Source organism: Actinoplanes oryzae, assembly GCF_030757795.1.
Lineage (GTDB): Bacteria > Actinomycetota > Actinomycetes > Mycobacteriales > Micromonosporaceae > Actinoplanes.
In genome coordinates, this window is record NZ_JAUQWH010000001.1 from 156658 (window position 1) to 174336 (window position 17679).

18 protein-coding genes are annotated in these 17679 nt (G+C 73.1%); 11 read left to right on the forward strand and 7 right to left on the reverse strand.

The window, feature by feature from the left end:
* Positions 1-258: 258 nt before the first annotated feature.
* Together RBH18_RS00720 and RBH18_RS00725 are read left to right on the forward strand one after the other, a co-directional pair.
* Entirely contained in the window at positions 259-1059 is an 801-nt protein-coding gene (locus tag RBH18_RS00720; protein ID WP_306203814.1) for an HU family DNA-binding protein, read from the forward strand.
* A gap of 118 nt (positions 1060-1177) precedes the next feature.
* On the forward strand, positions 1178-1645 hold the full coding sequence (locus tag RBH18_RS00725) for a hypothetical protein (RefSeq protein WP_306203815.1): 468 nt from the start codon (positions 1178-1180) through the stop codon (positions 1643-1645).
* Here the strand turns inward: RBH18_RS00725 and RBH18_RS00730 are convergent.
* The 4 genes from RBH18_RS00730 to cofC are packed head-to-tail and all read right to left on the reverse strand — an operon-like array spanning position 1602 to position 5734.
* The gene (locus RBH18_RS00730; protein WP_306203816.1) at positions 1602-2495 is read right to left on the reverse strand and encodes an NUDIX hydrolase; all 894 of its coding nucleotides are present in this window, start codon (positions 2493-2495) and stop codon (positions 1602-1604) included. The genes RBH18_RS00725 and RBH18_RS00730 overlap by 44 nt on opposite strands.
* On the reverse strand, positions 2492-4813 hold the full coding sequence (locus RBH18_RS00735; protein ID WP_306203817.1) for an RNA degradosome polyphosphate kinase: 2322 nt from the start codon (positions 4811-4813) through the stop codon (positions 2492-2494). Before RBH18_RS00735 ends, RBH18_RS00730 begins: the two co-directional genes overlap by 4 nt.
* A 45-nt stretch (positions 4814-4858) precedes the next feature.
* The gene (locus RBH18_RS00740; RefSeq protein WP_306203818.1) at positions 4859-5056 is read right to left on the reverse strand and encodes a cold-shock protein; all 198 of its coding nucleotides are present in this window, start codon (positions 5054-5056) and stop codon (positions 4859-4861) included.
* Positions 5057-5065: 9 nt separating this feature from the next.
* Positions 5066-5734: a 2-phospho-L-lactate guanylyltransferase gene (cofC, locus tag RBH18_RS00745; RefSeq protein WP_306203819.1), complete on the reverse strand. Its 669-nt coding sequence runs from the start codon at positions 5732-5734 to the stop codon at positions 5066-5068.
* Between the two features lie 114 nt (positions 5735-5848).
* Here cofC and RBH18_RS00750 point away from each other — a divergent pair, with 114 nt between their 5' ends.
* From RBH18_RS00750 to RBH18_RS00765, 4 genes are all read left to right on the forward strand, one after another.
* On the forward strand, positions 5849-6625 hold the full coding sequence (locus RBH18_RS00750) for a lysophospholipid acyltransferase family protein (protein ID WP_306203820.1): 777 nt from the start codon (positions 5849-5851) through the stop codon (positions 6623-6625).
* Entirely contained in the window at positions 6622-7617 is a 996-nt protein-coding gene (locus RBH18_RS00755; protein WP_306203821.1) for an NAD(P)H-dependent glycerol-3-phosphate dehydrogenase, read from the forward strand. Before RBH18_RS00750 ends, RBH18_RS00755 begins: the two co-directional genes overlap by 4 nt.
* Positions 7614-8717 (forward strand): cystathionine gamma-lyase, encoded by a 1104-nt coding sequence (locus tag RBH18_RS00760; protein ID WP_306203822.1) that lies wholly within the window; start codon positions 7614-7616, stop codon positions 8715-8717. The genes RBH18_RS00755 and RBH18_RS00760 overlap by 4 nt, the downstream gene beginning before the upstream one ends.
* A gap of 91 nt (positions 8718-8808) precedes the next feature.
* Positions 8809-9171, forward strand: a complete 363-nt coding sequence (locus RBH18_RS00765) for a hypothetical protein (protein WP_306203823.1) — start codon at positions 8809-8811, stop codon at positions 9169-9171.
* Here the strand turns inward: RBH18_RS00765 and RBH18_RS00770 are convergent, their stop codons facing one another.
* Both RBH18_RS00770 and RBH18_RS00775 read right to left on the reverse strand, forming a co-directional pair.
* Positions 9172-9780: a DUF3515 family protein gene (locus RBH18_RS00770; protein ID WP_306203824.1), complete on the reverse strand. Its 609-nt coding sequence runs from the start codon at positions 9778-9780 to the stop codon at positions 9172-9174. It abuts the gene before it with no gap.
* 3 nt (positions 9781-9783) lie between these two features.
* The gene (locus RBH18_RS00775; protein ID WP_067505352.1) at positions 9784-10017 is read right to left on the reverse strand and encodes an Lrp/AsnC ligand binding domain-containing protein; all 234 of its coding nucleotides are present in this window, start codon (positions 10015-10017) and stop codon (positions 9784-9786) included.
* Positions 10018-10180: 163 nt separating this feature from the next.
* Here RBH18_RS00775 and RBH18_RS00780 point away from each other — a divergent pair, with 163 nt between their 5' ends.
* The gene (locus RBH18_RS00780; protein ID WP_306203825.1) at positions 10181-11119 is read left to right on the forward strand and encodes a thiamine-phosphate kinase; all 939 of its coding nucleotides are present in this window, start codon (positions 10181-10183) and stop codon (positions 11117-11119) included.
* Positions 11120-11399: 280 nt separating this feature from the next.
* Complete coding sequence (locus RBH18_RS00785; RefSeq protein WP_306203826.1) at positions 11400-11861, forward strand: GNAT family N-acetyltransferase; 462 nt, start codon at positions 11400-11402, stop codon at positions 11859-11861.
* A gap of 606 nt (positions 11862-12467) precedes the next feature.
* Here RBH18_RS00785 and rpmB read toward each other — a convergent pair.
* Entirely contained in the window at positions 12468-12659 is a 192-nt protein-coding gene (rpmB, locus tag RBH18_RS00790) for a 50S ribosomal protein L28 (RefSeq protein WP_023561910.1), read from the reverse strand.
* Between the two features lie 188 nt (positions 12660-12847).
* Here rpmB and RBH18_RS00795 point away from each other — a divergent pair, with 188 nt between their 5' ends.
* Genes RBH18_RS00795 through RBH18_RS00805 form a run of 3 tightly spaced genes read left to right on the forward strand, consistent with a single transcriptional unit; the run spans position 12848 to position 17483 of the window.
* Entirely contained in the window at positions 12848-14932 is a 2085-nt protein-coding gene (locus RBH18_RS00795; RefSeq protein ID WP_306203827.1) for a DAK2 domain-containing protein, read from the forward strand.
* Positions 14929-17133: an ATP-dependent DNA helicase RecG gene (recG, locus tag RBH18_RS00800; RefSeq protein ID WP_306203828.1), complete on the forward strand. Its 2205-nt coding sequence runs from the start codon at positions 14929-14931 to the stop codon at positions 17131-17133. The genes RBH18_RS00795 and recG overlap by 4 nt, the downstream gene beginning before the upstream one ends.
* On the forward strand, positions 17130-17483 hold the full coding sequence (locus RBH18_RS00805) for a DUF952 domain-containing protein (RefSeq protein ID WP_306203829.1): 354 nt from the start codon (positions 17130-17132) through the stop codon (positions 17481-17483). Before recG ends, RBH18_RS00805 begins: the two co-directional genes overlap by 4 nt.
* Positions 17484-17679 lie beyond the last annotated feature (196 nt).

A 17679-nucleotide genomic window follows, 5' to 3' on the forward strand; every position in this document is an offset into this window, starting at 1 on the left:
CGGGCGCCGGATCCGCCGCGCCACCCGAAAGTGCCCGGAATCCCAGTGCCCACAAGGAATTTCGCCCTCGCCGGGTCACCGGTGAGGGCGAAATCCGTTGCGACACAACGAATTTTTTCGAGCGAATGTTTGTGTCTGCTGGTCAGGGGGCATACGGTGCGCGCAGAATGGCTCGCATTGGGCCGATGATGCTTGTTCACGAGGATGAAAGCTCCTGCGTGGCCGCAAGCGTCAGTTCTCACGTTCGGGAGGAAAACCGTGAACAAGGCCGAGCTCATCGAGGCGCTCGCCGCCCGACTGGGGGACCGGAAGACGGCTACGGCTGCTCTGGATGCGGTCATCAGCGAGGTGCAGACCGCCGTCACCAAGGGCGACCGGGTGGCCATCACCGGTTTCGGAGTCTTCGAGAAGCGGGCGCGCAATGCGCGTACGGCGAGGAATCCACGCACCGGCGAACCAGTCAAGGTGAAGAAGACGTCCGTCCCCGCCTTCAAGCCCGGCACGGGCTTCCGGGAGATGGTCGCCAGCGGCAAGGTGGCCAAGGCCACCGCCGCGAAGAAGACCACCGCGGCGGCGAAGTCCACCACTGCCAGCAAGGCGGCCCCGGCGAAGGCCACCGCCACCAAGTCCACCGCCACCAAGGCCGCCACCGCCACGAAGGCGGCTCCGGCCACCAAGACGGCTGCCGCCAAGAAGACGACGGCGACCAAGGCCACGGCGGCGAAGTCGACCGCGACCAAGGCCACGGCGGCGAAGTCCACCGCGGCGAAGTCGGCGCCCGCCAAGACGACGGCGGCGAAGTCCACGACGGCCACGAAGGCGGCTCCGGCCACCAAGACGGCCGCCGCCAAGAAGACGACGGCGACCAAGGCCACGGCCGCCAAGTCGACGGCCACGAAGGCGGCTCCGGCCACCAAGACGGCCGCCGCCAAGAAGACCGCGGCCACCAAGTCGGCGCCGGCGAAGAAGGCGGCGACCGCCACGAAGGCCACGGCCACCAAGGCGGCCCCCGCCAAGAAGGCGACCGCGCGCAAGTCGGCGGCGGCCAAGACCCGCTGAGCAAGACCCGCTGAGACCGCCTCAGCGGGCCGCAGAGCGACGAAAGGCGTCCACCTCAGGGTGGACGCCTTTCGCGTGTTCCGGCGGTGCTCACGCCACTGTGCCTACGGTCCGCTGCATGGAGACCAAAAGCCGGCCGGTACGCGGCCAGGCCCGCCCGCGTGGCCTGGTGGGGCGGGCCTGCGTCGCGGCCGTCCTCTTCGCCGTCGCCGTGGTGCCGGCCTGGGCCCTGGGCGACGCCGCCGAGCGGTGGACCGGCTGGGCCCTGCTGGACTGGCTCGTGACGTGCGTGCTGACCGGGGCGGCGGTCGGGTGCATGGCCCCGCACGGCTCCTACCGCCGGCGTGACGCCGTGCTGGGCCTCGTGCCGCTCTACGGCTGGTATCTCGTCGCCGTCCTGGCGTGGCGGGTGGCCCTGCTGCCGCTGCGCGACTGGGAGCCGCGCAGCGACGAGCTGTGGCGGGCGCGCTGGCTGACCGGTGACCTGGTGGGCTACTGGCGCACCGACACCGTGCCCCCGCCCGCGCCGAGGAGCCGGCCGGTCAGATCCGGCTCAGCCCCGCGAGCCGGTCGCCCGACCAGGTGAGCACCCAGCCGTCGCCCTTGGGCGTCTTGTAGGCATCGGTGTCCGTGGCGCCGGACAGCTGCGCCAGGACGCCTGGGATCACCTTGCCCTGGCTGCAGATCGCGGCGAGGTCGCCCGTACGCAGCTCGAGCAGGCGGGTCGTCGCGGCCTTGACCGACTCGGCGACCCGCTCCGGGGTGACCTCGCCGTCGGGCGGCTCGGCGAAGGCCGGGTCCTCCTCGACCGGCAGGCCGAGCGTCTCCCCGAGCGGCACCAGCGTCTGGCGGCAGCGCAGGGGCGTGGCGGCGAGGAGCCGCCGGGGCGCGAACAGGCCGGCGACGGCCCGGATGGTCTCGGCCTCGGCGCGGCCGCGCTCGTCGATCGGGCGCAGGACGTCGTCGCCGGCGAAGTGCCTGCGCTTGCCGGCGTGCGCGTGGCGGATCAGCAGGGTCAGGCCGGTCACCGGGGGCAGCGTCGTGACGTGCGTGACAAGGTCGCGATCCACCTCGTACGTCAGCCGGGCCACCGCGTCGGCCGGCGACAACCATTCCACCGCGTCGACCTCGGTGGGGTCGATCGGGTCGGCGGCCGGGCCGTCGCCGGCGCGCATCAGCCAGAAGTCGACGGTCTTCGGCACGCCGTTGGGCATCGTGTAGGCCACCTGCGGCAGCCGCAGCTGCGGCTCGGCCCGTACGCCGGTCTCCTCCAGCACCTCCCGCACCGCGGCGACGAGGGTGTGCTCGGAGCCGTCGAGCTTGCCCTTGGGCAGGACCCAGTCCCGCAGGTACGGCCGGTGGACGACGCAGATCTCGAAGGTGTCACCCGCGGGGCGCCAGACGACGCCGCCCGCGGTCCGGACTGGTTTGGTCACGCGGGCCGGACCGCCTTGCCGAGTGTCTGACGCAACAGAGCCTCCTGGAGGTGGACGTGCGGGTCGCTGGGCGTCGACGCGCGCCGGTGCCAGGTGCCGTCGCCGGACAGGTCCCAGGCCTCGCTGTCGTCGCCCATCGACAACTCCAGCACATTGCGGAGATCGTCCTGCGCGGAGGGCAGTGTCACGCGCACCAGGGCCTCGACGCGGCGGTCGAGGTTGCGGTGCATGAGGTCGGCCGAGCCGATCCAGTACTCGGCGTCGTCGCCGGCGCCGAACCGGAAGACCCGCGAGTGCTCGAGGAAGCGGCCGACGATCGAGCGCACCCGGATGTTGTCCGAGAGCCCCGGCACGCCCGGGCGCAGCGCGCACATGCCGCGGATGATGAGGTCGACCTGCACGCCGTCCTGCGAGGCACGGTAGAGCGCGTCGATGCTCTCCTCGTCGACGAGGGAGTTCACCTTGAACTGCACGAGCCCCCGGCCACCGGCCCGCGCGATGCGCGCCTGCTCGTCGATGCGCTCGATGAGCCCCTTGCGGACGCCGTGCGGCGCCACGAGCAGCCGGCGGAAACGGGTCTGACGCGAATAGCCGGTCAGCACGTTGAACAGGTCGGTGACGTCCGCTCCCACTTCGGGGTCGGCCGTCAGCATGCCGAAGTCCTCGTACAGCCGGGCGGTCTTGGGGTGGTAGTTGCCCGTCCCGATGTGGCAGTAGCGCCGGATCTGGTTGCCCTCCTGCCGCACGACCAAGGCGGTCTTGCAGTGCGTCTTGAGGCCGACGAGCCCGTAGACGACGTGGCAGCCGGCCCGCTCCAGCGTGCGCGCCCAGCCGATGTTGGCGACCTCGTCGAAGCGCGCCTTGACCTCGACCAGCACGACCACCTGCTTGCCCGCGGCGGCCGCGTCGACCAGGGCGTCGACGATCGGGGAGTCGCCGCTGGTGCGGTAGAGCGTCTGCTTGATGGCCAGCACGTTGGGGTCGGCGGCGGCCTGCTCGATGAAGCGCTGCACGCTGGTGGAGAACGAGTGGTAGGGGTGGTGCACGAGGATGTCGCACTCGCGCAGCCGGTTGAAGACGCTGCGCGGCACCTCGCCGTCGGCCAGCTGCGGGTGCGTCGCCGGGACGAACGGGCGGTCCTTGAGGTCGTCGCGGTCGCACTCGGCGAAGATCTGCCACAGGCCCGAGAGGTCCAGCAGCCCCGGGACGCGCAGCACGTCCTCGTCGTTCATGTCGAGCTCGCCGGCGAGCAGGTCGAGGACGTGGTCGCTGATCGAGGCCGCGACCTCCAGGCGCACGGGCGGGCCGAACCGCCGCTGCGCCAGCTCGCGCTCCAGGGCCTGCAGCAGGTCCTCGTCGCGGTCCTCGTCGACCTCGACCTCGGCGTTGCGCGTGACCCGGAAGACGTGCCACTCCAGCAGCTGCATGCCGGAGAACAACTGATCCAGGTGTACGGCGATGAGCTCCTCGACCGGCAGGAAGCGCACGCCCCGGCTGTCGTTCTGCACCACGACGAAGCGCGGCACGTTGTTGGGCACCTTGATCCGGGCGAACCGCTCGCTGGCCGCGTCGTCGGGGTCGCGCAGCACCACGGCGAGGTTGAGCGACCGGCTCGAGATGTAGGGGAACGGGTGCGCCGGGTCCACGGCCAGCGGGGTGAGGACCGGGAAGACCTGCTCGCGGAAGTAGGTGCGGAGGCGCTCGCGGTCGGGGGCGTCGAGCTCGGCCCACTTGACGATCTCGATGCCCTCGGCCGACAGCTTGGGCCGGACCTCCTCGCCGAAGCAGGCGGCGTGCCGGGTGACCAGGTCGGCGGCCCGCTCGGTGATCATCTCGAGCTGGTTGCGCAGCGAGACGCGGTCGCCGCCGCGCATCGGCAGCCCGGCCTTGAGCCGCCGCTTCAGGCCGGCCACCCGCACCATGTAGAACTCGTCGAGGTTGCTCGCGAAGATGGCGAGGAACTTTGCGCGCTCCAGCAGCGGGGTGCCCGGGTCCTCGGCCAGCGCCAGCACCCGCGCGTTGAAGTCGAGCCAGGACAGCTCCCGGTTGAGGAAGCGGTCGTCGGGCAGCTCGGGCCGGTCGGACTCCTCGTCGATGCCGCTGGAGCCCTCCCAGAACTCCGCACCGGGCACCACGTCGCCACGCTCGGCGGCGGGCAGCTCGCCGGCGGGCGCCGGGGTCGCGGACACGGGCTCGATCGGGCTCGCCAAGGCAGTCTCCTGTTCCGCCACCACCGCGCCGTTGAGCTGCTCCTCACGGGGGAGGAACCTGCCGTTGGGGCCGCGACGGCGTGCGGGGTTCCGGTGCGGGGTGGTCATGGGTCCATCATTGCCCGTTCGAGGTGAACAGGAAATGAACGAGGCTCATGAGATTCCGGGAAGTTGGACCTTGGTCACATGGGCGTCGTCGCCGGTGGTGACGTCGACCCGCTGGCCGAGCCGGAGCAGGCGCAGCCCCGACGCCCGGAACGCCTCCGCCCCGAAGGCCAGCTCGGTGCCGTCGTCCAGCAGCAATGTGCCGGTGTGGTCCCGTGAGTCGAACGTCGCGATCGTCCCCTGCATGCCATGACGCTACAAGGACGGGCCCGCGCTCACCGGACAAGCGCTGCACTCCGTGACGAGTCCGAGATCACGTAGCAGGCCGCAGGTGTGCTCGCCGGCCCCCAGCGCCAGCACGGTCCGCAGATCGGCCGCCGTGTCGACGTCCTGGCGCAGCCCCGGCCACGGCCCCTGGAGCTCGATGGCGCCCGAGGCGGCGTGGGCGCGGGCGGAGCCGGGACCGAAGCGGGGATCGAGCGCGGTGGCCGGCCCGGCGGTCAGCAGCACCGTGCCGGTGCCGGCGGCGTCCGGCAGGAAGGACCGGCCGGGACCCGCGGCCAGCAGGGCGGCACCGAGCTCCTCCGGCCGCAGCGCGGGCAGGTCGCCGGTGAGGACGGCACGCCACCGCTCCGGACCGGCGACGGCGTCGGCGCCGAAGCGCATCGCGGCGTTCAGGTCGCCGCCGGGGTCGGGCACCACCCGGGCGCCCAGGGCCTGCACGGCGGCGGCGACGCGCGGATCGGCGGTCACCACCAGGACCTCACCGACCCGGGCGCAGGCCGTGACGGCTGTCACGGTGTCGCGAACCATGGCCAGCGCCAGCTCCTCGTGGCGGGCCTCGGCCACGGCGCCGCGTAGTCTGCTCTTGGCCGTGGTGAGGCGCTTGACGGGTACGACCGCCGTCCAGTCCGCTCCTGACACGATCACCATCCTGCCACCGGCGCTCCCGCTCTGTCCGGCGCCGGACCCGCCCTGGCTCACCCGGGCGCCGGCAGGCATGATTTCGACCGGGTGTGGCAGACGAGGAGGCACGGGGTGGCGCAGCGCAAACTCGGGTTCTGGCGGCGGCTGGCGGTGTGCCTGGTCGTCCCCACGATGCGGGTCTGGACCAAGCCCAGCTGGAGCGGCATGGAGAACATGCCCGCCGGCGGCGGCTTCATCGTCACGCCCAACCACGTCTCGCAGTTCGACCCCCTCGTGGTGGCGCACTATCTCTACGCGTCCGGCCGCTGGCCCCGCTTCCTGGCCAAGGCCAGCATCTGGAAGATCCCGGTGGTCGGCTTCCTGCTCGACAAGACCTTCCAGATCCCGGTCGTGCGGGGCAGCGTCGAGGCCGCCAAGTCGCTCGACACCTCGATCCAGGCACTCCGGGAGGGCGGCGTCGTGGTCATCTATCCGGAGGGCACGACGACCCGCGACCCCGATCTCTGGCCCATGCGGGGCAAGACGGGCGCCGCCCGGCTCGCCCTCGCGACCGGCGCCCCGGTGGTGCCGGTGGCCCAGTGGGGGTCGCAGGAGATCCACGACGTGCGCACCGGCAAGGTGTCCTTCCGTCCGCGCGTGCCGGTCAGCGTGGTCGCGGGCAAGCCGGTCGACCTGAGCCGCTGGGAGGGCGAGGCGCCCACCCGCACGGTGCTGGAGCAGATGACCGAGGCCCTGCAGGTCGCCACCCGCGACCTGCTGGCCGACCTGCGCAACGAGCCGGCGCCGGACAGGGCGCTGTGGAGCGGGCCCGCCCGCCGGCCCGGCGACTCGCCGGCGGCGCAGGAGCCCGGCTCCGAGGCCGGCGGTCCGACGGAGCTGCCGGCATGACCCGGGCGGCGATGCTGGGCGCCGGTGCGTGGGGCACCGCGTTCGCGAAGATCCTGGCCGAGGCCGGCTCCGAGGTCACCATGTGGGCCCGCCGCGAGCCGGTCGCCGCGGCCATCCGCGAGCGGCACATCAACGAGGTCGCGCTGCCGGGTGTGAAGCTGCCCACCCGCGTGACGGCCACCAGCGACCTCGGCGAGGCCGTGGCCGGCGCGGAGTTCGTCTTCCTCGCCGTGCCGTCGCAGACGCTGCGCGGCAACCTCGCCGACTGGGCGCCGCACCTGCCCGGCGACGCGACGCTCATCTCGCTCATGAAGGGCATCGAGCTGGGCACCACCAAGCGGATGAGCCAGGTCATCGTGGAGACGGCGGGCGTCGACCCGGACCGCGTGGTCGTCGTCTCGGGGCCCAACCTGGCTCCCGAGATCGCCGCCGAGCAGCCCGCCGCCACCGTGGTCGCCGGCACCGACCCGCGCCGCGCGCAGGCCGTGCAGCAGAGCATCGCGCTGCCCTACATCCGGCCCTACACCAGCGACGACGTGATCGGCTGCGAGATCGGCGGCGCGGTGAAGAACGTCATCGCGCTCGCCTACGGCATGGCCTCCGCGATGGGCATGGGCGACAACACCAAGGCGTCGCTGATCACCCGCGGCCTGGCCGAGACCACCCGCCTGGGCGTGGCGCTGGGCGCCGACCCGATGACCTTCGCCGGCCTCGCCGGCCTGGGCGACCTCGTGGCGACCTGCTCGTCGCCGCTGTCGCGCAACCACACGTTCGGCGAGCACCTGGGCCGCGGCGAGTCCCTCGAGGAGGCGCAGCGGGCCACCAAGCAGACCGCCGAGGGCGTCAAGAGCTGCCTCGCGATCCGGGACCTCGCCCGGGCGCACGGCGTCGAGATGCCGATCACCGAACAGGTCGAGCGCGTGTGCCACGAGGGCGTGGACCCGCGCGTCGCCGTCAAGCTGCTGATGGGCCGGGAGATGAAGCCGGAGTGAGTGACAAGGGCGATGGCACGCTCGTCGTGCACGCGGGACTGCCCGAGCCGGTGCCGGGGGAGCCGTTCCTGCCGGGGCCGGTGCTCGCGGCGCCGTACCACCTGGACCCGGTGACCGGGCCCACCGAGAACGGCTACGGGCGCCCCGACAACCCGACGCGGCGTGCGCTGGAGGCGGCGATCGGGGAGCTGGAGGGCGGGGCCGTGCGGGCCTTCGCCACCGGCCAGGCGGCCATCACGGCGCTGCTGCTGTCGGTGCTCAAGTCGGGCGACACCGTGGCGCTGCCCGCGGACGGCTATTTCACCGTGCGCGCGTTCGCCGAGGGGACGCTGCGCGGCCTGGGCGTCAGCACCGTGCTCGTGCCCACCGCCGGGCCCTATCCGAGCTTTGACGGCGTACGGCTGGTGTTGCTGGAAACCCCGGCCAACCCGGGCCTGGACGTGTGCGACCTGGCCGCCGTGTCGGCCGCCGCCCACGCCGCCGGCGCGCTCGTCGCCGTGGACAACACGACCGCGACGCCACTCGGCCAGCGGCCGCTGGACCTGGGCGCCGACCTCGTCGTGGCGTCCGGCACCAAGGCGCTGACCGGGCACTCCGACGTGCTGCTCGGCTATGTCGCCGCGCGCGACGAGGAGCTGCTCACCGCGGTCACCACGTGGCGGGCGCAGACGGGTGGCATCCCGGGGGCGTTCGACTGCTGGCTGGCCCACCGCTCGCTGGCGACGCTCGACCTGCGGCTGGCCCGGCAGACCGCCAACGCGGCCGCCGTGACGGCGCTGCTGGCCGGGCGCGACGACGTGACCGGGGTGCGCTGGCCCGGCCTGGAGAGCGATCCGTCGTACGAGATCGCGCGCGCCCAGATGCGCCGCATCCCCGGCATCGTGTCGTTCGACCTGGGCAGCGCGGAGCGGGTCGCCCGCTTCCTGACCGCGTCGAAGCTCGTGTTCGCGGCCACGTCCTTCGGCGGCCTGCACACCACCGCCGACCGCCGGGCCCAGTGGGGCGACGACACGCCCCCCGGCTTCGTCCGGCTCTCGTGCGGCATCGAGGACACCGCCGACCTGATGGCCGACCTCACCGCAGGGCTGGACGCCGCGTGACCGCCTGCCTGCCGACTTCCCCCGCCGTCGGGCTGCCGTCCGCTCTTGCCGTCGGCTTGCCGGTTGCCCTCGCCGCCGGGCCGGGCGCCGCGTGACCGCCGAGTGGGGCAGCTTCACCGGGGACCAGGTCGCGGCGCTGGCGCAGGGGGAGAGCTTCTTCCTCGCGCCGGCCGAGCGCGAGTGCCCGGCATGCGGCAAGCGGAGCGTCCGCGCCTACGTGACCGCGCCGGACAACGCCCGCCGCCCCACGCTGGTGTCCTACGTGTGGTGCGCCGCCTGCCACCGCTTCGTCGGCACGCGGGCCAAGCACCCGGAGGGGCTGATCTTCTCCGACCCGCTGGCGAGCCTGTCGGTGGCGGAGCGGCGGGAGCTGGAGCGGAGCCTGGTCGGCTTCCTGGAGCACCTGAACACGCTGTGGGACGACGGGGTGCTGCCCCAGACCTTCACGGCCTGATCAGACGCAGCCGTAGGGCACGCCCGACGTGCGGGACTTGACGGTCTCGACGATCGGTGTGGAGAACTCGTTCGCCCACTGGGCCGGCTGGTCGTACTGCTTGGGGACAGTGACCTGGACGGCGACCTCGCGGTCCATGGTGGTGAAGACGGTCGCCGCGCCCTGCTGATCGGCGAACCAGCAGACCTGGTCCATGTTCATCAGCTCGGTGTCCATGGGGACGCAGCCGGTGGTGTCCGTCATGCTCTGACACGTCTCCGGCTGCGGGACTCCGCACGCCACGGTGATCGGCGGCTCGCCCCACGCGGCGTTCTGCTCCGGACCCGCGCTGACCTTGCGGCTGCCCAGGTCACGCAGCTGGTTGGGCAGCTGGGAGGTCACCGCGAGGCAGACCTCCCGCTGCCGCGCCGACAACGCGGGCGCCGCCATCGGCACCGGCGTGCTGGGCAGGACCGACGGCTGGGTGGCCGACGGCTGGGCGGCCGGCTCCTCGTCGTCCGGCGTGAAGGCGGTCACCGCGAAGAACGCCACGAGCACCGCCACCGGCACGGCGACCACCGTCGCCCAGAGCGCCGCGCTGCGGGTCGTCCGGTCCTTCTCCTCGGTCATGGGTCAGAGGTTTACCACGGAGCACGTGACGGTCCTCGTGATGCCCGGCACGTACTGGATTTTGCTCACAATCATCCGGCCGAGCTCGTCGACCGTGTGCCCCTCGGCCAGGACCACGACGTCGTAGGGGCCGGTGACCGCGTCCACCCGGACCACGCCCTGAATTTTGTCGATCGCCGCGGCCACGTCACGAGCCTTTCCGACCTCCGTCTGGATGAGGATGTATGCCTGGACCACGACTGACTCCTATCCGCTGCGACGGCGACCCTCCGACGCCTCTGCCACCCGGCCGGGCCGGACCCTCCGGCGCCGGAGACTCGAACGTGAAACTACAGTACGGAACGCCATCCTTGCGGCGCGCATCGCTGGTCCGGTCCGCCCGGAAAGGAATGATCATCACGTGAGCATCGCGGAAGCCGGCGAGTTCGGCCTGATCACGCGGGTCGTCAACCGCCTGGGCGGCGGCCCGGCGGCCCTGCTCGGCCCCGGCGACGACGCCGCCCTGGTCGCGGCCCCCGACTCCCGGGTCGTCGCCTCCACCGACGTGCTGGTCGAGGGCCGCCACTTCCGGCGCGACTGGTGCGGCGCCGCCGACGTCGGCCACCGCGCCGCCGCCGCGAACCTCGCCGACATCGCGGCCATGGGCGCCCGGCCGACCGCGCTGCTCGTGGCCCTGTGCGCCCCGGCTGACCTCGACGTGGCCTGGGCCGAGGAGCTGGCGGACGGCCTGTCGGACGAGGCGGCGCTGGTGGGCGCCAGCGTGGTGGGCGGCGACATGTCGTCCAGTCCCACGCTGACGATCGCCGTCACCGCGCTCGGCGACCTCGGGGGGCGCGCTCCGGTGCTCCGGTCCGGCGCGCAGCCGGGAGACCTGGTCGCGCTGGCCGGGCGTACGGGCTATGCGGCGGCCGGCTACACGGTGCTCTCGCGCGGGTTCCGTACGCCCAAGCTGCTGGTCGAGGCGTACCGGCGGCCGGACGTCCCCTACGCGGCCGGCCCGGAGGCGGCCGAGCTCGGCGCGACGTCCCTGATCGACGTCTCCGACGGGCTCCTCCAGGACCTCGGCCACGTCGCGTCCGCCAGCGTCGTCGGCATCGACCTGCACCGGGAGGCGTTCGCCGTGCCGGCCCAGATGCGCGACGCCGCGTCCGCGCTGGGCGTCGACCCGTACGTGTGGCTGCTCGCGGGCGGCGACGACCACGCCCTGGCCGCGACCTTCCCGGCGGGGACGACGCTCCCCGAGGGCTGGCGGGTCGTCGGCAGCGTGCACGACGGCACCGGCGTGACCGTCGACGGGAAGCCCTGGCAGGGCGGGCTGGGCTGGGACCACTTCCGCTGACCCGCCCGTAGTTGCCCTTCCGCCTTCCCTACCCCCGCTCCTGGCCTCCCTCGGTCCTTCGCGGTCGCGTTCTCCTTCGTATTCGCCTTCGCTTTGCCTTCGCGTTCGCCTTGGCCCTTCGCTTTGCGTTCGCCTTTGCCTTCGCGTTCGCGTTCGCGTTCGCCGAGGCGGGAAGGCCGGGCCGCGCGTGGTCTCCGCGTGCCGGGCCTGGTCCGAGGGGTCGTGGGGGTGCTCACGTGGGGGAGCGGGAGAGGCTCCGGGTCGGCTAGCGTGGGTGGACGTGGAAAAGATCAACATCCGCGAGGCCCGCTACGACGAGCCCGCGGCCCAGGCCCTCGTCACCCTCGCGATGGCCGAGCTCAGCAAGAGGTACGGCGGCAGCGGCGACGACACACCCGTCGATCCGGCCGACTTCACATCCCCGACGGGCGCCTTCCTCGTGGCCAGCGACGAGACGGGCCGCCTCCTCGGCTGCGCCGGCTGGCGCACCCACGGCAGGGACGCCGAGCTCAAACGCATGTTCACCATCGAGGCAGCCCGCGGCCGGGGCGTCGCCCGCCAGGTCCTGGCCGCGATCGAGGACTCGGCCCGCGAGCGCGGTTATGAGCGCGTGATCCTCGAGACAGGCGACAAGCAGCCCGAGGCGATCGCCCTGTACGAGAAGTGCGGCTACGAGCGCATCGAGGACTTCGGCTACTACAAGGGTGAGGACGGGGTCCTCTCCTACGCCAAGCCCCTCTAACGGACCCGCTCCACCGCGCTCCCCCCGCCCGCCTGAGCGCTCTCCGACGCCGATCGCGCGACCTCGACGAACCCCGTCGCAGCCCGCACAAATGTGCCGGAACCGGGCTCAGGCGTGGCCGAGGCTGGGCGTCACCGGGGCTTGGGTTGCATCCGACGCCGGTGGCCGTGGCCGCGGCCTGAGGCGACACCTGAGTGCTCGGGCGCTCGGCGATGCGCTAGCCGAGGCGGGCCCGCCGTATGTGTCCGGTGCGTCGTTTCCCCGCCGGCAATAACGGTGCGTCCTGTGCCCGTAGGCAACCGGTTCGTGTGCGCGCCGGTGACACCGGCGGGGTGCACGCCCGCAACTGCGGTGGATTGTGGGCATGTTGGCAGCACCGATTCGTGTGCGCGTCGGCGACACCGGCCGGTGTGCACGGCAGCGAATCCGGTGGGTTGGGGGCACGTCGGCAACAAACGTAGCCGCCGGGTCACGGGGACCCGGCGGCTACGGTGGTGTCTTGGCCGGACCGGCACGGGGGACGTCGCTCGTGGGCGACACTCCACCGAACAGGTGTCAGGCCTTCGGTCGATCAGGCGTCACCGGAAGTGACGCGCGATCGAGTCGTCAGGCGCGGACGACCTTGCCGGCCTTGATGCACGAGGTGCAGACCTTGAGCTTCTTGGTGTTGCCGCCACCGGCCGGGGTGCGCACCGACTGGATGTTCGGGTTCCAGCGGCGGTTGGTCCGCCGGTGCGAGTGGGACACGTTGTGGCCGAAGCCCGGTCCCTTGCCACAGACGTCGCACACGCTAGCCACGGGGTACTCCTGGGATTGATACGCCGGCCAACGGAACACGACGGCCGGCTGCGAACTGAGGGTGCCCCGGACAGAGTGCGACCGGGCAACCCAGCCAGGTTACCCGATGCCCCGCCCGAACAGCCAATCGCCCCGGGAGGGCCCGTCGGCACCCGGCAAATGTCGGTGGGCGTTAGTAGGCTTTTCGCGTGCTGGAGACCCTGGATGCCGCCGCCGTGCGCCGCTGGTGCGGTGCTGGGCTGGCCGCGCTCCGGGCGCACCAGCGCGAGATCGACGAGCTCAACGTCTATCCGGTCCCCGACGGCGACACCGGCACCAACCTCGTGCTCACCCTCACCTCCGCCCACGAAGCCCTCGAAGCCGCCGACGCCGAAGCCGAAGCCGCCGACCTCGAAGCCGACGACGCCGAAGCCACCGCCGACGACGCCGAGGCCGCCGAGGCCGCCGAGGCCGCCGACCTCGAAGCCGTCGCCGCCGAGGCCGCCGACCCCAAGGCCGCCGACGCCGAGGAAGGCACCGGCGGCAAGGCAGGTCGGAGTGGCGGCACGGCAGGCCGGAGCGGCGCGGTGAGCAGAAGCGACGCGGCCACCCACGGCGGCGCGGAGGATGCGGGCGGCGCGGAGGATGCGGGCGGCGCCGCAGGTGCGAGCGGCGCTGCAGGTGTAAGTGGCGTGACCCACCCGGGCGGCGCCGGCGGTGCGGTGGAGATCCGCATCGCAGCGGACGCCGATGCCCGGTCCGTCGGCGCCGATCACGCTGTCACCGGTGCGGCCGATGAGGTGGTCACCGGGGAGATCGTGGCCGGCCGGGAGGCCGGCGTCCGGGGCGCGGCGCTCGGGCGGGTGATGCGGCGCATGGCTCGCGGGGCGCTGCTCGGGGCTCGGGGCAACTCCGGCGTCATCGTGTCGCAGATTCTTCGCGGGATGGCGGACGCGTTCGCGGAGAAGGCGTCGGTGCGCGGCGCGGAGCTGGCCCGGGCGCTGCGGAAGGCGAGTGAGGCGGCCTACGCGGCGGTGGCCCGGCCGGTGGAGGGCACTGTTCTGTCGGTGGTGGCTGCCGCGGCCGAGGGGGCCAGCCGGATCAAGTCCGACGACCTGCTGACCGTGGCGCGGGCCGCGGCGCGATCGGCGTCCGAGGCGCTGGCCCGGACGCCGCAGCAGCTTCCGGTGCTGGCCCGCGCCGGGGTCGTCGACGCCGGTGGCCGGGGGCTGGTGGTCCTGCTCGAAGCCCTGGTCGAGGCATTGAGCACCGGCCCTGGTCCGGAGAAGGCCCGACCGGACGAGACGGAGCAGAGCGCGCGGCCCGAAGAGACCGGGGCCGCCCCGGGGCCGGAGCGCCGGCACATCGGCCCGGGAGGTGGGGAGCACCCCGCTCCCGGATACGAGGTGCAGTATCTGCTCGATGCCGGGGCCGATGCCGTCGCCACGTTGCGGACGGTGCTCGACGGGCTCGGCAACTCGCTGGTGATCGTCGGGACGGGGGACGGGGCGCCGCCCACCTGGAACGTTCATGTTCATGTCGATGATGTGGGGGCGGCGATCGAGGCCGGGATCCGGGCCGGGCGGCCGCACCGGATCTCCGTGACGCCGTTGTCCGCGCAGCATCATGAGGAGCGCCCGGGCCGGGGTGCGGTTGTGGTCGCCGCCGGGGAGGGTCTGGCGCGTCTGTTCCGGGCGGAGGGCGCGGTCGTCGTCGAGCGGAACCCGTCGATCGCCGAGATGCTCGCGGCCGTCGCGGCCACCGGGGCGCGGCGGGTCGTGCTGCTGCCGAACGACGCCAACACGCACGCGGTCGCCACGGCTGCCGCGCGGGAGGCGACGGGCGGGCCCGGGGAGGTGCGGGTCAGCGTCGTGCCCACGCGCTCGCCGGTGCAGGCGCTTGCCGCCCTGGCCGTACGCGATGAGCAGCGCCGCTTCGACGATGACGTGATCGCGATGGCCGAGGCGGCCGGGGCCTGCCGGTACGGCGAGGTGACGACCGCCGCGCGGGAGGCGTTGACCGTGGCGGGGCGGTGCCGGCCCGGTGAGCTGATCGGGCTCGTGGACGGTGAGGTCAATCTCATCGGCGGCGGGCTGGAGGAGGTGTGCCGGCGGCTGCTCGACCGGATGCTCGGGGGCGGCGGCGAGCTGGTGACGCTCGTGCTCGGCGCCGACGCGCCCGCGAGCCTCGAACCGGCCCTGCGCGCGCATGTCGCCGAGGCGTGGCCCTTCGTGGAAGTGCAGTGTTATGCGGGTGGCCAGCCGCGCTACCACCTTCTTGTTGGAGTGGAATGACCGACACGACCACCGCGACGACCGTCGACACCCCGCTGCGGAAGGTGCTCGGCGACAGGACCGCGAAGGCGCTCGCCGACCATCTCGACCTGCACACCGCGGGCGATCTGATCTATCACTTCCCGCGCCGCTACGACGAGCGCGGCGAGCACACCGACCTGCGCGAGCTCCAGATCGGCGAGCAGGTCACCCTGCTTGCCCAGGTGCGCAGCCGGACGGTACGCCCGATGCGCCAGCGCCGCGGCACCATGCTGGAGATCACCGTCGGCGACGGGTCGGGCGCGACGCTGACGTGCACGTTCTTCAACCAGGCGTGGCGCGAGCGGGAGCTGACGCCGGGGCGCTGGGGGCTCTTCGCCGGGAAGGTCACCGACTTCCGGGGGAAGCGGCAGCTCAACGGCCCGTCCTATCAGCTGCTCAAGGCCGACGCGACGCAGGACGAGGCGGCCGAGGAGATCGAGGAGTTCGCCGGGGCGCTGATTCCGGTCTATCCCGCGGCGGCCGCCGTGCCGACGTGGACGATCACGAAGTGCGTACGGACCGTGCTCGACACCTTCCAGGCGCCGGAGGATCCGCTGCCCGGGGCGGTCCGGGCCAATCGGAACCTCATCGGCATCGGCAAGGCCCTGCACGAGATCCACCGGCCGAGCTCGCAGGAGGACCTCTACCGGGCGAAGCACCGGCTCAAGTGGGACGAGGCGTTCGCCGTGCAGGTGACGCTCGCGCAGCGGCGGGCGCGGGCGGCCGCGGATCCGGGGCGCGCGCGGCCCCGGAAGGCGGACGGCATCCTGGCCGCGTTCGATGCCGCCCTGCCGTACGAGCTGACCGAGGGCCAGGCGCGGGTCGGCGAGGAGATCGCGGCGGATCTGGCGGCGTCGCACCCCATGCACCGCCTGCTGCAGGGTGAGGTTGGGTCGGGCAAGACCCTGGTGGCCGTACGCGCGATGCTCCAGGTGGTCGACGCCGGCGGCCAGGCGGCGTTGCTGGCCCCGACGGAGGTGCTCGCCACGCAGCACCAGCGCAGCATCAGCGCCCAGCTCGGGGCGCTCGGGCGGGCCGGGGAGCTCGACGGCGACCCGCGCGGGACCCAGGTGACGCTGGTCACCGGATCGCTCGGGGCGAAGGGGCGGCGCGCCGCGCTCGCCAAGGTGGCCGACGGCACAGCCGGGATCGTCGTGGGGACCCATGCCCTGCTGTACGAGGGTGTCGACTTCCACGATCTCGGCCTGGTGGTCGTGGACGAGCAGCACCGGTTCGGCGTCGAGCAGCGGGACGCGTTGCGGGCCAAGGCCGCCACGCCGCCGCACGTGCTGGTGATGACCGCCACGCCGATCCCGCGGACCGTCGCGATGACCGTGTACGGCGACCTGGAGACCTCGACGCTGTCGCAGTTGCCGCGCGGCCGGTCGCCGATCGCGTCCCACGTGGTCCCGCCGGAGCGGCCCGACTTCCTCGCGCGGGCCTGGGAGCGGGTGAAGGAGGAGGTGCGGAAGGGCCACCAGGCGTACGTGGTCTGCCCGCGCATCGGCGACGCCGACGGTGCCGAGGACGACGGGGAGCCGCCGAAGGACGACGAGCCCGCCCGGCGGCCGCCGCTCGCGGTGCTGGAGGTGGCGCCGATCCTCGAGGAGGGGCCGCTGCACGGGCTGCGGATCGGGGTCCTGCACGGCCGGCTGCCCGCCGAGGAGAAGGACGCCGTGATGCGCCGCTTCGCCGCCGCCGAGCTGGACGTGCTGGTCGCCACCACCGTGATCGAGGTCGGCGTGGACGTGCCCAACTCCACCGTCATGATCATCATGGATGCCGACCGGTTCGGCGTCTCCCAGCTGCACCAGCTCCGCGGTCGCGTCGGCCGCGGCTCGGCGCCGGGTGTGTGCCTCCTGGTCTCCGAGGCGGTCGAGGGTACGCCGGCCCGCGAGCGACTGGCCGCCGTGGCGTCCACGACCGACGGCTTCAAACTGGCCGAGCTGGACCTCGAACAGCGCCGCGAGGGCGACGTCCTCGGCGCCTCGCAGTCCGGCAAGCACAGCCACCTGCGCCTGCTCTCGCTGTTGCGGGACAGCAACCTCATCCGGGAGGCCCGGGCCGAGGCGGCCGAGCTGGTGGGCGACGATCCCGACCTGACCCGTTACCCGGCGCTGGCGGCCTCGGTCGCGGCGCTGGTCGACGAGGACCGAGCCGAATACTTGGAGAAGGGTTGATCCTGCATTTCTGCCCGCGGGCCGACTGGGAACGGGCCGCCGAGACGGGCACCTACCGCGCGGAGTCCCTGGAGAGCCAGGGCTTCATCCACCTGTCCACCCCGGAGCAGGTGGCCGTCCCGGCGAACCTGCTCGCCCGCGGCCGCACCGACCTGGTGCTGCTGGTGCTGCGGGAGGAGCTGCTGCCCGTACCCCCGGTGTGGGAGGACGGCGACCCACCGGACCCGTCCGGCATGCAGTTCCCGCACCTCTACGCGCCCATCCCGGTCGCCGCCGTCGCCGCCGTCCACGACTGGCAACCCGGCCCGGACGGCACCTTCGCCCCGCCCACCGACCTGCCCGGCGCCTGACCGGGCCCGTTGCCGTGGCCCGGTGACCGAGCGAGCCCGGTGACGTGTCCGGCGCTTGACCGACCCGTCGCCGGGCCCGCTGACCGAGCGAGCCCGCCGACGTGTCCAGCGCTCGAGCGGGCCCGGTGACCGGGCGAGTCCTCAGACCTGCCCGGCGTCCGAGCAGCCCACCGACGGGCCTGGCGGTCGCCGGGAC